We start from the raw sequence: 15,883 nt of genomic DNA, 5'->3' as shown, positions 1-15,883 counted from the left end.
GCAAGGCCGGCGCAGGAGGAAAGACTAGACATGGTGGATTCTTCTCAATTGGCTCTGCATGTCCCCGAACCCGCCGTCCGCCCGGGCGGCCAGCCAGACTTTTCCAACGTCAAGATCGCCAAAGCCGGTTCCGTGCCGCGGCCGGACGTAGATGTCGCATCCGAGGAGATCCGTGATCTTGCCTATTCCATCATCCGCGTGCTGAACCGCGAGGGCGAGGCGGTCGGTCCCTGGGCTGGCACGCTCTCCGATGAGGAGTTGCTGACCGGCCTTCGCAACATGATGAAGCTGCGCGCATTCGACGCCCGCATGCTGATGGCTCAGCGGCAGGGCAAGACGTCCTTCTACATGCAGCATCTCGGCGAGGAGGCTGTCAGTTGTGCTTTCCGCAAGGCGCTCAAGAAGGGAGACATGAATTTTCCGACCTATCGTCAGGCAGGCCTTCTGATTGCCGACGATTATCCGATGGTCGAAATGATGAATCAGATCTACTCGAACGAGAGCGATCCCCTGCACGGGCGGCAGCTACCGATCATGTATTCCTCCAAGGAGCACGGATTCTTTACCATCTCCGGCAACCTCGCCACTCAGTATGTGCAGGCCGTGGGCTGGGCCATGGCCTCGGCAATCAAGAATGACAGCCGCATCGCCGCGGGCTGGATCGGCGATGGCTCGACGGCGGAATCCGATTTCCATTCAGCGTTCGTCTTCGCCTCGACCTATAAGGCACCCGTCATTCTCAACATCGTCAACAATCAGTGGGCGATCTCTACCTTTCAGGGCATCGCGCGCGGCGGCTCCGGAACGTTCGCCGCCCGCGGCCTCGGCTTCGGCATTCCCGCGCTGAGAGTCGATGGAAACGACTATCTCGCCGTCCATGCCGTTGCCTGCTGGGCAGCTGAGCGTGCCCGGCGCAATCTCGGGCCGACGCTGATCGAATATGTGACGTATCGTGTCGGGGCGCATTCGACCTCGGACGATCCGAATGCTTATCGTCCGAAGACGGAATCGGAGGCCTGGCCACTTGGCGATCCCGTGCTGAGGTTGAAGAAACATCTGATCGTCCGGGGCACATGGTCTGAGGAGCGGCATGTGCAGGCAGAAGCTGAAATCATGGACGAGGTAATGGAGGCGCAGCGCCAGGCGGAGCAGCACGGCACATTGCATGCCGGCGGCAAGCCTTCGGTTCGGGACATTTTCGAAGGCGTCTATGCCGAGATGCCGCCGCACATCCGGCGCCAGCGGCAGAAGGCAGGGTACTGAGAATGGCCAGGATGACGATGATCGAGGCGGTGCGTAGCGCCATGGACGTTTCGATGGCGCAGGATGACAATGTCGTCGTTTTCGGCGAGGATGTAGGCTATTTCGGTGGCGTTTTCCGATGCACGCAGGGGCTTCAGGCAAAATATGGCAAGACGCGCTGCTTCGACACGCCGATAAGCGAATCGGGCATCGTCGGCACGGCGATCGGTATGGCCGCCTATGGCCTGAAGCCCTGTGTCGAGATCCAGTTCGCCGATTACATGTATCCGGCCTATGACCAGCTAACCCAGGAGGCGGCTCGTATCCGCTACCGTTCCAACGGCGATTTTACCTGTCCGATCGTCGTGCGCATGCCGACAGGCGGCGGCATCTTTGGCGGCCAGACGCACAGTCAGAGCCCGGAGGCGCTCTTCACCCATGTCTCCGGGCTAAAGGTGATCGTGCCATCCAATCCCTATGACGCCAAAGGCCTGCTGATTGCTGCGATCGAAGATCCGGATCCGGTAATGTTCCTAGAGCCGAAGCGGCTCTATAACGGCCCCTTTGACGGCCATCACGAGCGGCCTGTGACGCCTTGGTCTAAACATGATCTCGGAGAGGTGCCTGACGGCCACTATACGATACCTATCGGCAAGGCTGAGATCCGGCGCGCAGGCTCGGCGGTGACTGTGATTGCCTATGGTACGATGGTGCATGTGGCGCTCGCCGCGGCCGAGGATACCGGCATTGATGCCGAAGTGATCGACCTCCGAAGTCTGCTGCCGCTTGATCTGGATACGATCATCAATTCGGTCCGGAAGACAGGGCGATGTGTCGTCGTGCATGAGGCAACGCTGACTTCGGGCTTTGGCGCCGAGGTCGTCGCGCTGGTGCAGGAATATTGCTTTTACCATCTGGAGGCGCCAGTCGTGCGCGTTGCCGGTTGGGACACGCCCTATCCGCATGCGCAGGAGTGGGATTATTTCCCAGGCCCTGCCCGTGTCGGACTGGCGCTTGCCGAAGTCATGGGAGCCTGAGCCATGAGCGAATTTGTCATCGAGATGCCTGATGTGGGGGAGGGAGTCGCCGAGGCCGAGCTGGTCGAGTGGTTCGTGAAGCCAGGAGATCCCGTTCGCGAGGACATGGTGATTGTCGCCGTCATGACGGACAAGGCCACCGTAGAAATCCCGTCTCCCGTCAACGGCATCGTCACCTGGCTTGCCGGTGAGGTCGGAGAGCGTATCGCGGTGAGGGCTCCGCTGGTGCGGATCGAAACGACCGGAGATGCCGGCGGGGCTCGGTCCGAAGAGATCGCAGAGACGACCGCCGAAGTGTCGACTGCGGAATTTCCGAAGCTTGCTCCAACAGTGTCGGATCCTGTGACGCCGCGGACCGAAAAGCCGCTTGCCGCACCCCCGGTGCGGCTCTTCGCCAAGGAAAGCGGCATCGACCTCGCACAGGTGCAGGGGACCGGACCAGCGGGCCGTATCCTGCGAGAGGATATCGAGCAACTTTTGAACCACGGAGCCGCTCCCACGATGTCAATGGGCGGCCTTACCCAGAAGACTGCGACCGAAGAGATCAAGTTGACCGGGCTGCGCCGCCGGATCGCCGAGAAAATGGCACTTTCCGCCTCGCGTATTCCTCACATTACCTATGTGGAGGAGGTGGACATGACCTCGCTCGAGGAGTTGCGTGCCATCATGAACGCTGACCGCAAGGCGGATCATCCGAAACTCACGGTTCTGCCTTTCCTGGTACAGGCGGTGGTGAAGGCCATTTCCGAGCAGCCCAATGTCAATGCCACTTTTGACGACGAAGCCGGCATCGTCACGCGCTATGGCGCGGTCCATATGGGTATCGCAACACAGACGCCGGCTGGTTTGACCGTGCCTGTCGTGCGGCATGCGGAAGCACGCGGCATCTGGGATTGCGCCGCTGAGATGAACCGGCTGGCGGAGGCGGCGCGCTCGGGCACTGCAACGCGTGAGGAGCTTTCCGGCTCGACGATCACCATCAGCTCGCTCGGCGCGCTCGGCGGGATCGTCTCCACGCCAATTATCAATCATCCGGAGGTGGCGATTATCGGCGTCAACAAGATCGCCACGCGGCCGGTCTGGGACGGCACGCAGTTCGTGCCGTGCAAGATGATGAATCTCTCATCCAGCTTCGATCATCGCATCATTGACGGCTGGGATGCGGCGACCTTCGTGCAGCGCGTCCGCACACTGCTCGAAACACCGGCGCTCATTTTCATCGAAGGCTGAGATCATCGAAGGGGTTCGAAATTCTTGTCGTATGCAGAGCCGTTGGTTCTGCTGTCGACGCTGGGGCCGACAAAGTCGTGATCCATTCGCTCGATCTCCAAGCCTTCAAGGTCTAGATCGGCGACAATTGTCCAGAGATGATAGAGCGAGCTGCCTGGCATCGAGTTCGCGACAAAATTTCCAGAACCGTCGAAGCAGTCTCTCCACGTGCCATGCGGAGTATGGCTTAGATATTCTGCCATAATCTGTGTTGCGAGTTGGTGCGCTCTCATCAAATTGATGGGATCATTTTGCGCAGTGTACTCAGCGACATAAGCTTTGAGCAACTCAACCTGCGGCCATAGGCGCCTCGTGTTCTTGGAAATGCGTCCGTCATCGAAAAACTCGTCGAGAATAAACGGGGTGGACGATCCACTACGACAACGCTGAGATGCAGCGAGGAGATTCCCGCAAAGCTGCGTATAGTCTCCCTTCGCCAGCTTTTCATACCTCCGGATCAACCAAACCCATTCTGCCATGTGGCCGGGCTCAATTCGATCTGAGCCATATTCCTTTGAGATTTCCCATGCTGGGCCAAAAAACTCTCGGAGCAGACCGAATTCCCTGTCGTAAAATTGCGTCTGAAACAGCGCGAAAATTTCACGGGCGTGCGCGATATAGCGGAGGGACCCATCAGTCTCCCACAGCGCAAGACAAGCCTCGAAAAAATGCATGTGGGGATTTTGTCGGCGAGGTAAATCACCACTCGCAGTCTCCGCCCATCCACCGAAGTCTGCTGCAAGTGTTTCATCGATTGCGCATAGTGTCTCATCGATAGTGGTCTTATAGACGCTATTTCCTGTCGCCTTGAAAAGCCACGCAAGAGCAAGAAGAACGCAGGATTGATCGTAAAGATCTATCTCGGGGTCGGCCACGCAAGAGGTCGCGAGATCGTATGATCGCGCAAATCCAGGCTGCGCGCCAGGCACCCAGCAAATACGTTTTAAGTTCTCAAATGCAATTTGCGCCTTATCCAGCGCCCCTATAGGCGCAACATTCCTGCAGGAAGCATTCGCAAACACATAAATCTGGCGCGCGGCAGTGCGTGTTCGCACTACCGTGCTACGCGTGTGCGATCCATCGAGAGACAGAGCTTCAACAAACTGACCCGCCTTGTCATCGAAAGCCATCTTAAGCCAAACCGGGAGCATGATTTCAGTCAGATGTTTTTTAAGAGCAATCAACGGCATAGTAAAATCTTTAAAAGCAATCGGATCTCATCGCGTCCTTACTCTGCACCACAGGAGCCTGTATCCCTTTGAATTGTCACAATCAATGCGTGAAAATTCAAATCGCGCAGCGCCAATAGATGAGCGTAAGCGCGCGGAAAGCCTTCTTTCGAATGAGTTGAAGTTGCTCTATAAAAACCGGTCGGGATCAGGCTTCTGTTTGACGGTTGGCTGATCCCATACCTTAGTCAAGGCTGTTTGACTTTACACAGGCAGCACCTTCCTGTGTTTAAGACGCAGCCTTGATGAGCTGCAGCCGTCGAGGCGGAATGATCAAACCGGTTGTTTGTGCCCCGAACGCAAAGCGCGGCCCTTTGAGGCCGCGCGGTGCTTGATAGGGAATAAAGTTATTTGCCCCAGATCTTCTTGTATTGATCCTTGTAGCCGTTATCCGGATCAAACGTATTCTTCGGACCGCCGTCGGACTGGATATTGTCGGCCGTCACCACATGCAGCGGCGAGAGGTAACCGGACCATTTTTCACCGGCGAAAGCACGATTGAGTTCGTCGACCAATTGCCAGCCCTGGAGATTGAGCGGTTCGGCCACCGTGACCTTCTGGAATTGACCGGCGCGGATGCGTTCATAGGCCGATTGCGAGCCATCGCCGGCGGCGACATTGATCGGCGCATCGGTGCCGCTCTTGCCGGCGGAAGCGAGCGACGGGCCCATGAAGTCGAAATAGAGGTCGTTGATCGCAAGCGAATGGGTCCAGCTATCGCCATATTTCTGCAGGAGCGAGGTGGTTAGCTGGGGCATGCGCTGCGAGGTCTCGGCGATCGGCGTATCGACATATTCGAGCACCTTGCCGCCTAGCCGTTCGATCTCCTGCTTCATCCTGTCCGCCTTGGCGATGGCGATCGCATAGGTGGAGTCCGTGAAGATGATCACGCCTGGCTTGCCCTTGGCATCGGCAAAGGCCCAGTCGGCAGCCGCTTTCGAGACTTCCATCGCATCGGTGCTGACATTGGCAAAGAGGCCGTTCTTGTCATCGGGACCGATGACCGGGCCGGCATGCCAGGCGACCAACGGGATCTTGGCGGCCTTTGCCTGTTCCAGAGCCGGGGCCTGCTCGACTGCATCGAAGCCATCGATGATGATGCCGGCAGGCTGCAGCGCTATGGCCTGACCGAAGGCAGCCGTGCGTCCGCCGATGGAGCCCGCGCCATCGAGAACCTTTACCTGCCAGCCAATCGCCTTTGCTGCTTCCTCGACACCGTTGCTGACGCCGAGAATGCCGCCATTCTTAAGGTCGCCGGCCAATACGACGATGGTCTTGCCCGCCTGTGCCTTCGGACCGGTGGTCGGGCCGTCCCATTTGGTGACCGGCGTCGCATATTTGTCGACGACGGCTTTTGCATCCGCCATCGGATCGGCATAGGCGTGGCTTGCACACAGCATCAACAAGCCTGTGGTCGCCTGCAGGAAAAATCTGCGTTTCATTTCATTCTCCTCCCTTTGAAAATTAAACCAAAATGATCTTCAGTTGTCGGTCGCCTTAGCTGATAGCTGCGGCTTTTGTACTGGAGCCATGCGTCCGGCATGGCTCCGCCGGCGCTGCGCATAACCTGCGATCCCGATGGCGACGAGCAGGGTCACGCCGTTGAAAAGCGGCTCGACGTAGAACGAGCCCCCGAACTGCTGGATGCCTGCAATGCCGACCGCCAGGATGATGACGCCAATCATTGTGCCCCACACATTGACGCGGCCGGGTTTGATGGTCGTGGAACCAAGGAAGGCTCCGACGAGTGCCGGCAGAAGATATTCCAGCCCGACGCTGGCCTGGCCGATGCGCAGCTTGGAGGCGAGCAGTACGCCTGCGATGGCGGCGAGGGTGCCTGACGTCACGAAGGCGCCGATGACGAAGCGACGGACGGGGATGCCGTTCAATGCGGCCGCCTTCGGATTGGCGCCGATGGCATAGATGTAACGGCCGATCGGCAGATATTCGAGCACGATCCACATGACGAAGGCGAGGCCAAGCACATAGATCCCTGTGATCGGCAGCCCGAAGACCATCGTGCCGTTGAGCGCATAAAAGCCCTGGGGAAGCATGCCGACCACCTGTCGCCCGCCGGTATGCCAAAGAGCAATGGCATAAAGCACGGTGCCCGTGCCGAGCGTCGCGATGAAGCTGTCGATCTTGGCGATTTCCACCAGCAGCCCGTTCAGGAAGCCGGTCAGCGCGCCGAGCAGGATGACGATGAGCACAGCCACCGGCCAGGGCAGGCCGAACATCGTCTGCAAGCTAATCGCCAGAACGTGCCAGAGCACGATGCCGTAACCGATCGTCAGGTCGATGCGTCCTGCCGCCATCGGGATCATTGCGGCAAGCGACAGAATGGCGATGATCGTCTTGTCAGAGATGATCGAACGCAGATTGAGCAGCGTCGGAAAGGTCTGCGGCAGCAGAATGGAAAACAGCAGGATCAGAAGGGCTGTGAGAATAACGAGGCCATAGACCGGCAGTAGGCGCTGGATTTTCTGGCCAAAGCTCATTCCCACCAGCTCGGCGCTGGTCGGTTCGAGCGCATTGGATTCGATCGATTGCATGAGGTTCCTCCCTGGATCAGGCCGCTTCGGATGCGGATGCTGCGGCGATGACCGCCGGTGTTGTTAAGTCGGCGCCGCTCAGTTCCCGCACGATTTGACCGCGAGAAAACACCAGGGCGCGATGGCAGATATGAGCGATTTCTTCGAAGTCGGTGGAGACGACGAGCACGGCCAGCCCTTCCTCGACGGCCTCGGCGATCAGCTTGTAGATGTCCGCTTTGGCGCCGACATCCACGCCGGCTGTCGGGTCTTCGGCGATCAACAGCTTCCGGCCTGTCGCGAGCCACCGGCCCACGACCACCTTCTGCTGGTTTCCGCCGGATAGGGCTTCGATCGCCAGGTTCTGATCATTGGGTCTAAGGCCAACGCGGCTGCCGAGCGAATAGGCCATTTCGGCCTCGCGCTGCGGCGGCAGGAAGGACATCAAGCCCCGTCCGGATGCGCCGGGATTGAGAAAGGTGTTTTCCCTCAGGCTGAGGGACATGGCGACGGATTCTTCGGTGCGATCCCTGGCGATCAGGCCGATACCGGAAGCCATGGCTGAGACGGGGCTGGAAAGATCGGGTCGCGCACCGTTCAGCAGGACCGCTCCGCTGGCGGGCTCGCAACCAAAGAGCGCGCGTCCGATCAATTCCTGGCCCGCGCCTCTCAGTCCGACGAGACCGAGAAGCTCTCCTTGGCGAATGTCGAAGGACACCGGTCCTGCGCCGCGGCAGGCAAGATCCCTGACCGAAACAATGGCAGGCCCTGCGGTCCGTTCGGCCTTGACGAAGAGCTGGTCGGCCTTGCGTCCGACGATCATTCGGATCAGCTCGTCCGGCGACGTGTCGGAAACTGGTTTTTGCCCGACCAGTTGGCCATCGCGGAGCACCGCAACGCGATCGGCGATCCTGAAGATCTCATCCAGCCGATGCGAGACATAGATCATCGCAACACCACGTTCCTTGAGCGGGCGGATGGCGGCAAACAGCTTTTCGACTTCATCGGCGGGCAGGCTTGCCGTCGGCTCGTCGAGAACGAGAACGTCTGCCTCGACGGCGAGAGCACGCGCTATCGCGACAAGCGACTTTTCGGTTCGGGTCAGTTCTTGAATCCGTGTCGACGGATCGAAATCGCAGCCCACAAGCTTCAGGGCCTCCGCCGTACGGCGTTCGGTCGCGCGCCAGTCGATCAGCCGGCCGCGCAGCGAATAGCCCTGTGCGAGACCAACATTTTCGCCAACCGTCATCCATTCGATCAGTCCGAGATCCTGATGAATGAAGGCGATCGGCTGGCGCTGGTTTGGCCGCGGCGGGCGGTGATGATATGGTTTGCCGCGAAACAGAATTTGTCCGCCATCCGGTCTGTAGATGCCCGCCAGCGTCTTGATGAGGGTCGACTTTCCCGCGCCGTTCTCACCAAGAAGAGCCAGAATTTCTCCCGGTTTCAGATCCAGCGAGACATTCGACAATGCGCGCGTTCCACCAAATTCTTTGGTGATGTCGCAAAATTCGAGCAGCTTTCCGTCGTCCATCCTGCTCCTCCCAAAGTTCAGGTGAGAAGAGGCTATGTTATCGATAACATTCCGTCAAGAGCCTCGTCGTTGTCATCGCGGATTCGGGCTGTGGATGGCGCCGAGCCGCCATATTCAGGACAGCTAAGTCATGCCCGGCTAAGTGGAGCGCAGATATGAACGGCATTATTTAATACTTAAAATACATTTGCGAGAGCCGCATGGCATTTACATTATTTAACTTCTTTCTAGCTTTCATTATCTGAATATTCATGCAACGAAAGGGAGCGACGCTTCAGTAGAGGATTCAGAGCGCTTAAGGGATGTTCATAAAACTCAATGGAATCAGCGATATGCGCGCAGGAAGTGGAGTTTTCATGCGCAACCGAGACGCGCAGATGTCGTTCGGCATATTACTTATTTTAAGTAGTAAAATGCGCGTCTTGGATAGTGTTTCTGCAGGGGATGCAGTCGCGTTGCGGTTTGCTCAGTATTAGTAGGTAATAATACGATCTACGTCTGCTTTCTTGGGATTTGGGTGGCCCTTGGGAGCGTCTCGGGATCGCTCATTTGGGGAAAATAATGAGGTACGTCACTCATTCCGTCTTCAAGATCGTTGATGCCGATGCCGACGAAATGACGGAACATTATGCAAGGACCTTATCGCCCGCGACGGTCGAGCCGCTTCACCGAGGCTCGCTGATCTCGGTGGAAGACCGGCATTACGCCGTTGGGCGCTTCAATGTCTGGAATGGAAGGTGCCATTCCGGGATGAGGGTCACCCTTCCCAGCGGACCTGACGCGTACGCTCTTTACCTGCCATCCTCCGGCGTGATGGCAATCGACTCGGGTCGAACGCAGCTCGTATCGGAACCGGCGGCAGGCCTCTTGGGTGATATGTCGCGCTTCGACAAGCTGGTCCTTCACGAAGACCGCAGTCATATCGGCATCGCGTTCGAAAAATCCGCAATGATCCGTCAACTGAGTGAACTGCTTGATGCGCCGGTCGACGGCGACATCGATTTCGCTGACACCGTCGATTTGGCAACCGTAAAAGGATCGCGGATAACCACACTCGGAAATCTTATCTGGAATTGCCTGGACGTCGAAGATGAGCATCAGACCTCGTCGACGTTCGTCGAGCGCCTGTTGCAGGCGATGATGATCACGCTTTTGGAAACTGTCCCGAATAACTATTCCGCACGGCTGGCAAAACCGACGTCCCCTGCAATACCAAAGCGCTTGAAGAGAGCGATCGAATATATGCATGCCAATGTTTCGTCTCCGATGAGTATCGCCGATATCGCCGAGGCGTCCGGCACAAGCGTGCGGGCCTTGCAGGCGGCTTTTCAGCAGTTCAAGGACACGACGCCTTTAAACTATCTGCGGATAATCCGCCTGGAAGGCGTGCGCAAAGCGCTGACGGATCCGGCCACCTCTCTCTCGGTTGCCGAAGTCGCGCGGAGCTGGGGATTCTCCCATATGGGACGTTTCGCAGCGCTCTATCAGCAATCCTTCGGCGAAATGCCGTCCAACGCAGCGAAACTGCGCCGAGGCGAGGGCAAGTAAACGCATTCGTCTGCAGCCGTTTTGACAGCAATCGAAGCCATGGCGGCGGCACTACGGTCGTCGATCGGCTGTGCCTGTGGATATCGACTGACATCCGGCGTGTTGGCTGACGCGGTATATTCGCATAACGCAACTATTATCCCGAATACGCAGGAAAACAGAACGTACGTTCATCGCATGACGCTAACGCATTGAAGTTTGCGATTTGACACGGCAGTCATGGTGGTGGGACTTGCGAGCATGATGCGAGTAGGTTCCGGAGCAGCCCCCCGCCCATCGGCTCCCCAGGTTCGATGGGCGGTCTTTTTGTCCATTCAGACTTTCGATTGAGCAAGCTTCGCCGGGATGGAGTCAACAATTTCAACATTGTTGGCGGTAAAGCGGGAACTCAACAGGTCGGCTCGTGCGACCCGTCATTTTCCCATGAAGATTGCTAGGTCGTTAAGCGCGAGGCACTGTCTGCCAGAAAGAGAGAACCGTGCATAAGGGGCCAAACCAAAAGGATCCGAGCCCGATTGATGTCGAGGTCGGGAGACGCATCCGAATGCGACGCCGCATATTGGGCATGAGTCAGACGACGCTCGCCGAAGGGCTGAATGTGACGTTCCAGCAAGTCCAGAAATATGAAAAAGGTAAAAACCGGGTCGGCGCCAGCCGGCTGCAAAGCGTCGCAGATTGTCTCGACGTGCCGGTTTCGTTTTTTTTCGAGGGCGTCTCTGAGCTTTCGGAAAGTGCTGGAGAAGAAATTTTTACCTCCGGCAGTGACTTAGCGGGCTTCCTGGCTTCGGGGGAGGGCGTCGAGCTAAACCGCGCCTTCGCCAAGATCAAGGACGCAAGGACGCGGCTTAAGGTCGTAAGCCTGGTTAAGTCGCTGGTGGGTCCCTATAGCTGATGGTGCATGTTCTGATGCCTTCTTAAGGGCACCAGCGGGGCAGCATTCGGAGCTGATCTGCGTCCGCCATGGTCGCGAGCGTCAGGGTCGAGCTGGACGACGATTTCGACCTAAAAGGGCCGTCTAACGGCGATCCTCGATTTAGGGGCGTTGAGTTTTGCCATTGGTGGATGCTGGCAAATTGCTCGATTTTGGCCATCCGGTCGGATGAAGAGGTTCCCTGGAATGAAGCCGATTCAGGTTTACACAGGCCCGGCGCAAGGCCGGGCCGGCACTAAGGCGATTAGCGGCAGATACGCTCTTTCGTCACAATTCGGTGGCCGTGGTGCCATCCCTTTTCCACCCTGGTAAAGCAGTGGTGGCGATGATGGCGATAGTACCAGTCGTCGCGGTCTTGGTAGTAGTGCCGACTATGATGATAATAGGGACCGCCGTCGTCCGTCGTAACGACTACCGAAGCTGCCTGGGATGGGAGACTTGTGGCTGCAAGGGAAGCGAGGGCGATTGCAGACGCAATGAAGAACCTGTTCATGAGTTTCCTCCGTTTACATTTTACTAAGTTACAACGTTGCCTAACGACGTTGGCTCAAAGATAACTGGAGGGGAATGAACGACACCTGACGATGGCGTTAATCTGAGATTCATCCGAAACTCTTCAACGTCTTAGCGCATGATTCTATAAGAATTTGAGGACAGCGGCTTCGCCGGCCCGGTTCATAAAGGACGTCCGGCCGCTGTGGCAGGATAGAGGCTCTGCACTTATTGTGCCGCAATCAACCGCCCTTGACGGCGCCAGCGGTCAGGCCTGCAACGATCTGCTTCTGGGCAAATATCGTCAGAATGAGCACCGGCAGCGTCACGATCAGCGCTGCCGCCGCAAGCGGTCCCCAGCTCACCTGCTCGAATGACAACATGTTGTAGACGGCGACCGGCAAGGTGCGTGTCTCGCGGCTGGCGAGCACGATGCCGAAGACGAAATTGTTCCATGAGAAGATGACCGAGAGGATGAAGGCAACGACGATCCCCGGCTTGGCGATCGGCAGGGCCACCAGCCGGAAGATCTGCCACGGTGTTGCGCCGTCGATAGCGGCCGCTTCCTCGAGCTCCATCGGCGTCGTCTCGAAATAGCCGATCATGATCCAGACGACGATCGGGACCGTCACGACCAGATGTATAATGATCTGCGGCCAAAGCGTTCCCAAAAGGTTCAGCCATTGGAAGAGCAAAAACAGCGGAATGAGGAAGGAAAGGCCGGGCGTCATTCGCGCGATCATGATGACGATCGCCGATTTCTCCGCCTTGAGGCGTGCGATGCCGTAGCCGGCTGGAACGCCGATCAGCAGCGCGAGCAATGTCGCGGATCCGGTCACCAGAATGGAGTTCCAGAAATAGAGTAAGAAGTTGTTTTCCTCGAAAACCTTGAGGTAGTTCGACCAGGCGAAGCGCTCGGGAATGAAGATCGGCGGATAGGCGCCGTTATCGATTTCGTATTTCAACGAGAGCGAGATCATCCACAGGAAGAATAGGACCACCGGCGAAATCATCACCAGCGCCACGAAGAGAAGACCGATCCGGTCGAGCGTCTTGCGTTTCATCGAAATGTCTACCTATCCGACCAGTTCGCGCGCTGTCTCGCCATCAGCAGGACGAAGGAGAGCACGACGATGAGGATGAAGAAGATAACCGCCATGGCTGAGCCGTAGCCGATGTCATAGTAGGAGAAGGCGGTGTTGTAGAGATAGATGTTGATCGTCTCGGAGGCTGTGCCCGGTCCGCCCTGCGTCATCGCATAGATGATGTCGAAGCTCTTGATCGCATCGATGCTGCGAATAATCACGGCGATCATCAGGAAGGGCGCGATCATCGGCAGGGTAAGGTAACGGAACTTCTGCCACGCATTGGCGCCGTCGATCTCTGCGCTTTCATAGGGTTCGCGCGGAACGGCGGCGAGGCCGCCGAGCACGATCAGCATGACGAGCGGTGTCCATTGCCAGGTCTCCACCACGACCAGCGACGGGATGACGCTGAATTGATTGTAGATCCATTCCTGCGGACCAATGCCTATGAAGGACAAAAGATAGTTGAGCACTCCGAGCTGCGGATGAAACATCATGGTCCAGACGAGCGCGATGGCGACGGGCGTCGCCATCATCGGCATGACGAAAATGCCGCGCAGAAAGCCGCGGAAGGGGAATTGCGCATCGAAGATCAGGGCGGCGAGCGTGCCCAGGAAAACCGGTGCGATGACCGAGAGCCCTGTATAGAGAACCGTGTGCCACAGCGCCTCCCAGAAGCGGGCGTCGGTCGCCAGGCGAAGGTAGTTGGCAAAGCCCGCAAAGGTCTGGGATTGCCCAAGGGTCCAGCTATTCACGCTCATCCATAGGGTGAAAACCCACGGAAAAACAATAACCGCGGCAATGACCACCAGGGCCGGAATGACGAAGGGCCAATAGTTGGGAGCAAGCCGATTTGTCGGCTTGCTCTTCTCCTTGACGCTGCTCGCCGTGGTATCTTCGATGCGCACGGACACCATCACCCCTCGCTTCGGGCCAGCACCGGCTCGAACTGCGCGGTTGCGTTCTTCAGCTCGCTTGCGGGATCCGCACCGCCGATCATGTTGGTGAGCGCCACGCCGTAGATGTCGCGGAACTCGGTGACGGGGATGATAACCGGCAGGCCGAGCGCGGAGACTTTGCCGGAGCCGACCACGGCATCGAGCCAGGCCCCAGGCATCTTGACGCCTTCACGGACCTTCTGATCCTCGAGGACGGATTGGCGGAAGGGCACGCCGGCGCCGGCCTGTAGCAGCCGCGCGCCCATGTCATGCGAGATCACCCATTGGCAGAAGAGATAGGCGGCTTCCTTCTTCTGGCTCGCCGCCGTCACGCCGATACCGTCGCCAAAGGTGGCGGCCGCTTGTGCAGAAGGCCCCTTGGGAATAACGCTATAGCCGACCTGGCCGACAACGCGGGATTTTTCCGGATTTTCGATCGGCGGCGCAAAGCCGACGCCGTCGAGCCACATGCCGATCTTGCCCTGCAGGAACGCGGATTGAGACTCGGCCCAGTTGAAGCCGGAAACGCCCGGAGGTGCGGCCTTGGTCATCAGTCGCTGATAGAGCTTGGCAGCCTCGACAGCTTCTGGCGAGGTGGTGCGCAATTTGCCGTCGGGGGAAAGCGGCGTCATGCCATAGCCGAGCATGAGGGCTGTCCAGACCGGCGTGTTGGCATTTTTGAGACCGCGGGCGACGAAGCCGTAGGTATTGGTCGATTTATCCGTGAGCGCTTCGGCGGCATTGGCCATGTCGTCAAAGGTTTGTGGATAGGTAAGCCCCTTCTTCTCGAAGAGCGCCTTGTTCCAATAGACGATCCAGTAATCCACCGAGAAGGGCAGGGAGCGCAGGACGCCATTGGAATCCTTGGCGAACTTCAAGCCTGCCTCGGCAAAATCGCTTTCGACCAGCGATGGGTCCGTCAAGGACGGATCCTTCAGGAAACCGCTGATGTCGGCGAGCCAGCCGCCCTTTTCGAACTGCCGCTTCTGCACGTGATAGCTCAGATGAACGACGTCGAAGCTCGGCTTTCCGGAGCTGAGCTCAATCGTCGTCTTCTGACGCTGCTGCTGCTCGGGTGTCGCCTCGGCGTTCACCTTGATGCCGGTCAGCGCCTCGAACTCGCTGAGATATTTTAGGATGGTTTCGCTGCGCGGGCTCTTGACCAGGTTGACTTCCAGCGTGGTTCCCGAAAACCGCTTCCAGTCCACCGATGCCGATGCCGTGCGCATGCCGAGCATGCTGGCCGCGCCCAATGCTGCCGTGCCCGCCATGAAGCGGCGGCGTGTGGGATTGATGAATGACGATGACATGCTGTTCCTCCTCCTTTGGCCGAAATCTCCTCATTTGCGGCCTGTTTCATTCAAATCTTCAATGCGCGGTCCCTTGCTCCGTTGATGTGCGAAACGAGAGATGCGACGGCATCCTCCGCGGATCGTCTTTCGATCGCCTCCAGCACCTGCAGGTGCTCGTTCATGACCGGCCCGACATGGCCGTTGATCCGGAAACGATCCTGACTGATCAGGCGCATCTTGATCGAATTGACGCGATAGGCATTCGAAATAATCGTGTTACCGAGTGCGTCGATAAAAGCATCGTGCATGCCCCAATCCACCGATTGCGCATGGACCTCAAGCTCCTGCGAGGCATCGCCAGACTGGATGGCGGCGGCGATATCGCGATGCTGTTTCAAGAGTTTGGCAATCGTTTCGTCGGAAGCCGTATGGGTGAAGAGTGCAACCGCTTCCTTTTCCAGAAAGATGCGTAGCTGAAACGCCTCGCGGATCAGGTTGAGATCGATATGGGCAATCTGGAGACCGCGTTGCGGCACCGTCTTGATCAAGCCTTCGGCTTCCAGCCGCGGGATCAGCTCACGGATGGCGCCAAGCGGTAAGCCTGTGAGTTCCACGAGCCTGCGCTGCGAGACGAATTCGCCCGGCCGCACATCGCGAGCAAGCAGATGGTGGGTAAAGCTAGCATAGGCTTTTTCCCGTAAGGTCGGCTGCTCGTTCACGCCGTCCATTCGTTCCTCTCTCCCTCTCCGGTCCGC

Annotated in this window: 13 protein-coding genes; 5 read left to right on the top strand and 8 right to left on the bottom strand. The window is 58.0% G+C overall.

Going from position 1 to position 15,883, the window contains the following annotated elements; translation table 11 throughout:
* Positions 1 to 30 precede the first annotated feature (30 nt).
* The 3 genes from ACXHXG_RS24030 to ACXHXG_RS24020 are packed head-to-tail and all read left to right on the top strand — an operon-like array spanning position 31 to position 3,509.
* Complete coding sequence (locus tag ACXHXG_RS24030; RefSeq protein ID WP_457900951.1) at positions 31 to 1,263, top strand: 3-methyl-2-oxobutanoate dehydrogenase (2-methylpropanoyl-transferring) subunit alpha; 1,233 nt, start codon at positions 31 to 33, stop codon at positions 1,261 to 1,263.
* 2 nt (positions 1,264 to 1,265) lie between these two features.
* Entirely contained in the window at positions 1,266 to 2,279 is a 1,014-nt protein-coding gene (locus ACXHXG_RS24025) for an alpha-ketoacid dehydrogenase subunit beta (RefSeq protein WP_457900950.1), read from the top strand.
* Positions 2,280 to 2,282: 3 nt separating this feature from the next.
* Complete coding sequence (locus ACXHXG_RS24020) at positions 2,283 to 3,509, top strand: dihydrolipoamide acetyltransferase family protein (RefSeq protein WP_457900949.1); 1,227 nt, start codon at positions 2,283 to 2,285, stop codon at positions 3,507 to 3,509.
* 2 nt (positions 3,510 to 3,511) lie between these two features.
* On the opposite strand, the gene ACXHXG_RS24015 is transcribed toward ACXHXG_RS24020, so the two are convergent.
* From ACXHXG_RS24015 to ACXHXG_RS24000, 4 genes are all read right to left on the bottom strand, one after another.
* Positions 3,512 to 4,738: an AGE family epimerase/isomerase gene (locus ACXHXG_RS24015; protein WP_457900948.1), complete on the bottom strand. Its 1,227-nt coding sequence runs from the start codon at positions 4,736 to 4,738 to the stop codon at positions 3,512 to 3,514.
* A 386-nt stretch (positions 4,739 to 5,124) separates the two neighbouring features.
* Positions 5,125 to 6,219 carry an ABC transporter substrate-binding protein gene (locus tag ACXHXG_RS24010; protein ID WP_260304047.1) on the bottom strand — a complete coding sequence of 365 codons (1,095 nt, stop codon included), beginning with the start codon at positions 6,217 to 6,219 and terminating at the stop codon, positions 5,125 to 5,127.
* A 39-nt stretch (positions 6,220 to 6,258) separates the two neighbouring features.
* Positions 6,259 to 7,329: an ABC transporter permease gene (locus ACXHXG_RS24005; protein WP_457900947.1), complete on the bottom strand. Its 1,071-nt coding sequence runs from the start codon at positions 7,327 to 7,329 to the stop codon at positions 6,259 to 6,261.
* Positions 7,330 to 7,345: 16 nt separating this feature from the next.
* Positions 7,346 to 8,842 (bottom strand): sugar ABC transporter ATP-binding protein, encoded by a 1,497-nt coding sequence (locus ACXHXG_RS24000; protein ID WP_457900946.1) that lies wholly within the window; start codon positions 8,840 to 8,842, stop codon positions 7,346 to 7,348.
* Between the two features lie 561 nt (positions 8,843 to 9,403).
* Between ACXHXG_RS24000 and ACXHXG_RS23995 the strand changes: the two genes are divergently transcribed.
* Together ACXHXG_RS23995 and ACXHXG_RS23990 are read left to right on the top strand one after the other, a co-directional pair.
* Positions 9,404 to 10,390, top strand: a complete 987-nt coding sequence (locus ACXHXG_RS23995) for an AraC family transcriptional regulator (RefSeq protein WP_260304044.1) — start codon at positions 9,404 to 9,406, stop codon at positions 10,388 to 10,390.
* A gap of 544 nt (positions 10,391 to 10,934) precedes the next feature.
* Positions 10,935 to 11,282 (top strand): helix-turn-helix domain-containing protein, encoded by a 348-nt coding sequence (locus ACXHXG_RS23990; protein WP_457900945.1) that lies wholly within the window; start codon positions 10,935 to 10,937, stop codon positions 11,280 to 11,282.
* 773 nt (positions 11,283 to 12,055) lie between these two features.
* Here ACXHXG_RS23990 and ACXHXG_RS23985 read toward each other — a convergent pair.
* The 4 genes from ACXHXG_RS23985 to ACXHXG_RS23970 are packed head-to-tail and all read right to left on the bottom strand — an operon-like array spanning position 12,056 to position 15,856.
* A complete protein-coding gene (locus tag ACXHXG_RS23985; RefSeq protein WP_457900944.1) occupies positions 12,056 to 12,877 on the bottom strand; it encodes a carbohydrate ABC transporter permease in 822 nt (273 codons plus the stop codon).
* 8 nt (positions 12,878 to 12,885) lie between these two features.
* On the bottom strand, positions 12,886 to 13,815 hold the full coding sequence (locus ACXHXG_RS23980) for a carbohydrate ABC transporter permease (protein WP_260304039.1): 930 nt from the start codon (positions 13,813 to 13,815) through the stop codon (positions 12,886 to 12,888).
* Complete coding sequence (locus ACXHXG_RS23975; RefSeq protein ID WP_104826989.1) at positions 13,815 to 15,146, bottom strand: ABC transporter substrate-binding protein; 1,332 nt, start codon at positions 15,144 to 15,146, stop codon at positions 13,815 to 13,817. The genes ACXHXG_RS23980 and ACXHXG_RS23975 overlap by 1 nt, the downstream gene beginning before the upstream one ends.
* Before the next feature lie 50 nt (positions 15,147 to 15,196).
* Complete coding sequence (locus tag ACXHXG_RS23970) at positions 15,197 to 15,856, bottom strand: GntR family transcriptional regulator (RefSeq protein WP_457900943.1); 660 nt, start codon at positions 15,854 to 15,856, stop codon at positions 15,197 to 15,199.
* Positions 15,857 to 15,883 lie beyond the last annotated feature (27 nt).

The organism is Rhizobium sp. LEGMi-198b, assembly GCF_054114205.1.
The sequence above is the reverse complement of the archived record's forward strand: the minus strand, read 5'-3'. Positions and strand labels throughout refer to the sequence as shown.

Coding starts and splice junctions, on each gene's coding strand:
- ACXHXG_RS24030 (WP_457900951.1), top strand. CDS start 31: ATGGTGGATTCTTCTCAATTGGCTCTGCATGTCCCCGAACCCGCCGTC.
- ACXHXG_RS24025 (WP_457900950.1), top strand. CDS start 1,266: ATGGCCAGGATGACGATGATCGAGGCGGTGCGTAGCGCCATGGACGTT.
- ACXHXG_RS24020 (WP_457900949.1), top strand. CDS start 2,283: ATGAGCGAATTTGTCATCGAGATGCCTGATGTGGGGGAGGGAGTCGCC.
- ACXHXG_RS24015 (WP_457900948.1), bottom strand. CDS start 4,738: ATGCCGTTGATTGCTCTTAAAAAACATCTGACTGAAATCATGCTCCCG.
- ACXHXG_RS24010 (WP_260304047.1), bottom strand. CDS start 6,219: ATGAAACGCAGATTTTTCCTGCAGGCGACCACAGGCTTGTTGATGCTG.
- ACXHXG_RS24005 (WP_457900947.1), bottom strand. CDS start 7,329: ATGCAATCGATCGAATCCAATGCGCTCGAACCGACCAGCGCCGAGCTG.
- ACXHXG_RS24000 (WP_457900946.1), bottom strand. CDS start 8,842: ATGGACGACGGAAAGCTGCTCGAATTTTGCGACATCACCAAAGAATTT.
- ACXHXG_RS23995 (WP_260304044.1), top strand. CDS start 9,404: ATGAGGTACGTCACTCATTCCGTCTTCAAGATCGTTGATGCCGATGCC.
- ACXHXG_RS23990 (WP_457900945.1), top strand. CDS start 10,935: ATGCGACGCCGCATATTGGGCATGAGTCAGACGACGCTCGCCGAAGGG.
- ACXHXG_RS23985 (WP_457900944.1), bottom strand. CDS start 12,877: ATGAAACGCAAGACGCTCGACCGGATCGGTCTTCTCTTCGTGGCGCTG.
- ACXHXG_RS23980 (WP_260304039.1), bottom strand. CDS start 13,815: ATGGTGTCCGTGCGCATCGAAGATACCACGGCGAGCAGCGTCAAGGAG.
- ACXHXG_RS23975 (WP_104826989.1), bottom strand. CDS start 15,146: ATGTCATCGTCATTCATCAATCCCACACGCCGCCGCTTCATGGCGGGC.
- ACXHXG_RS23970 (WP_457900943.1), bottom strand. CDS start 15,856: ATGGACGGCGTGAACGAGCAGCCGACCTTACGGGAAAAAGCCTATGCT.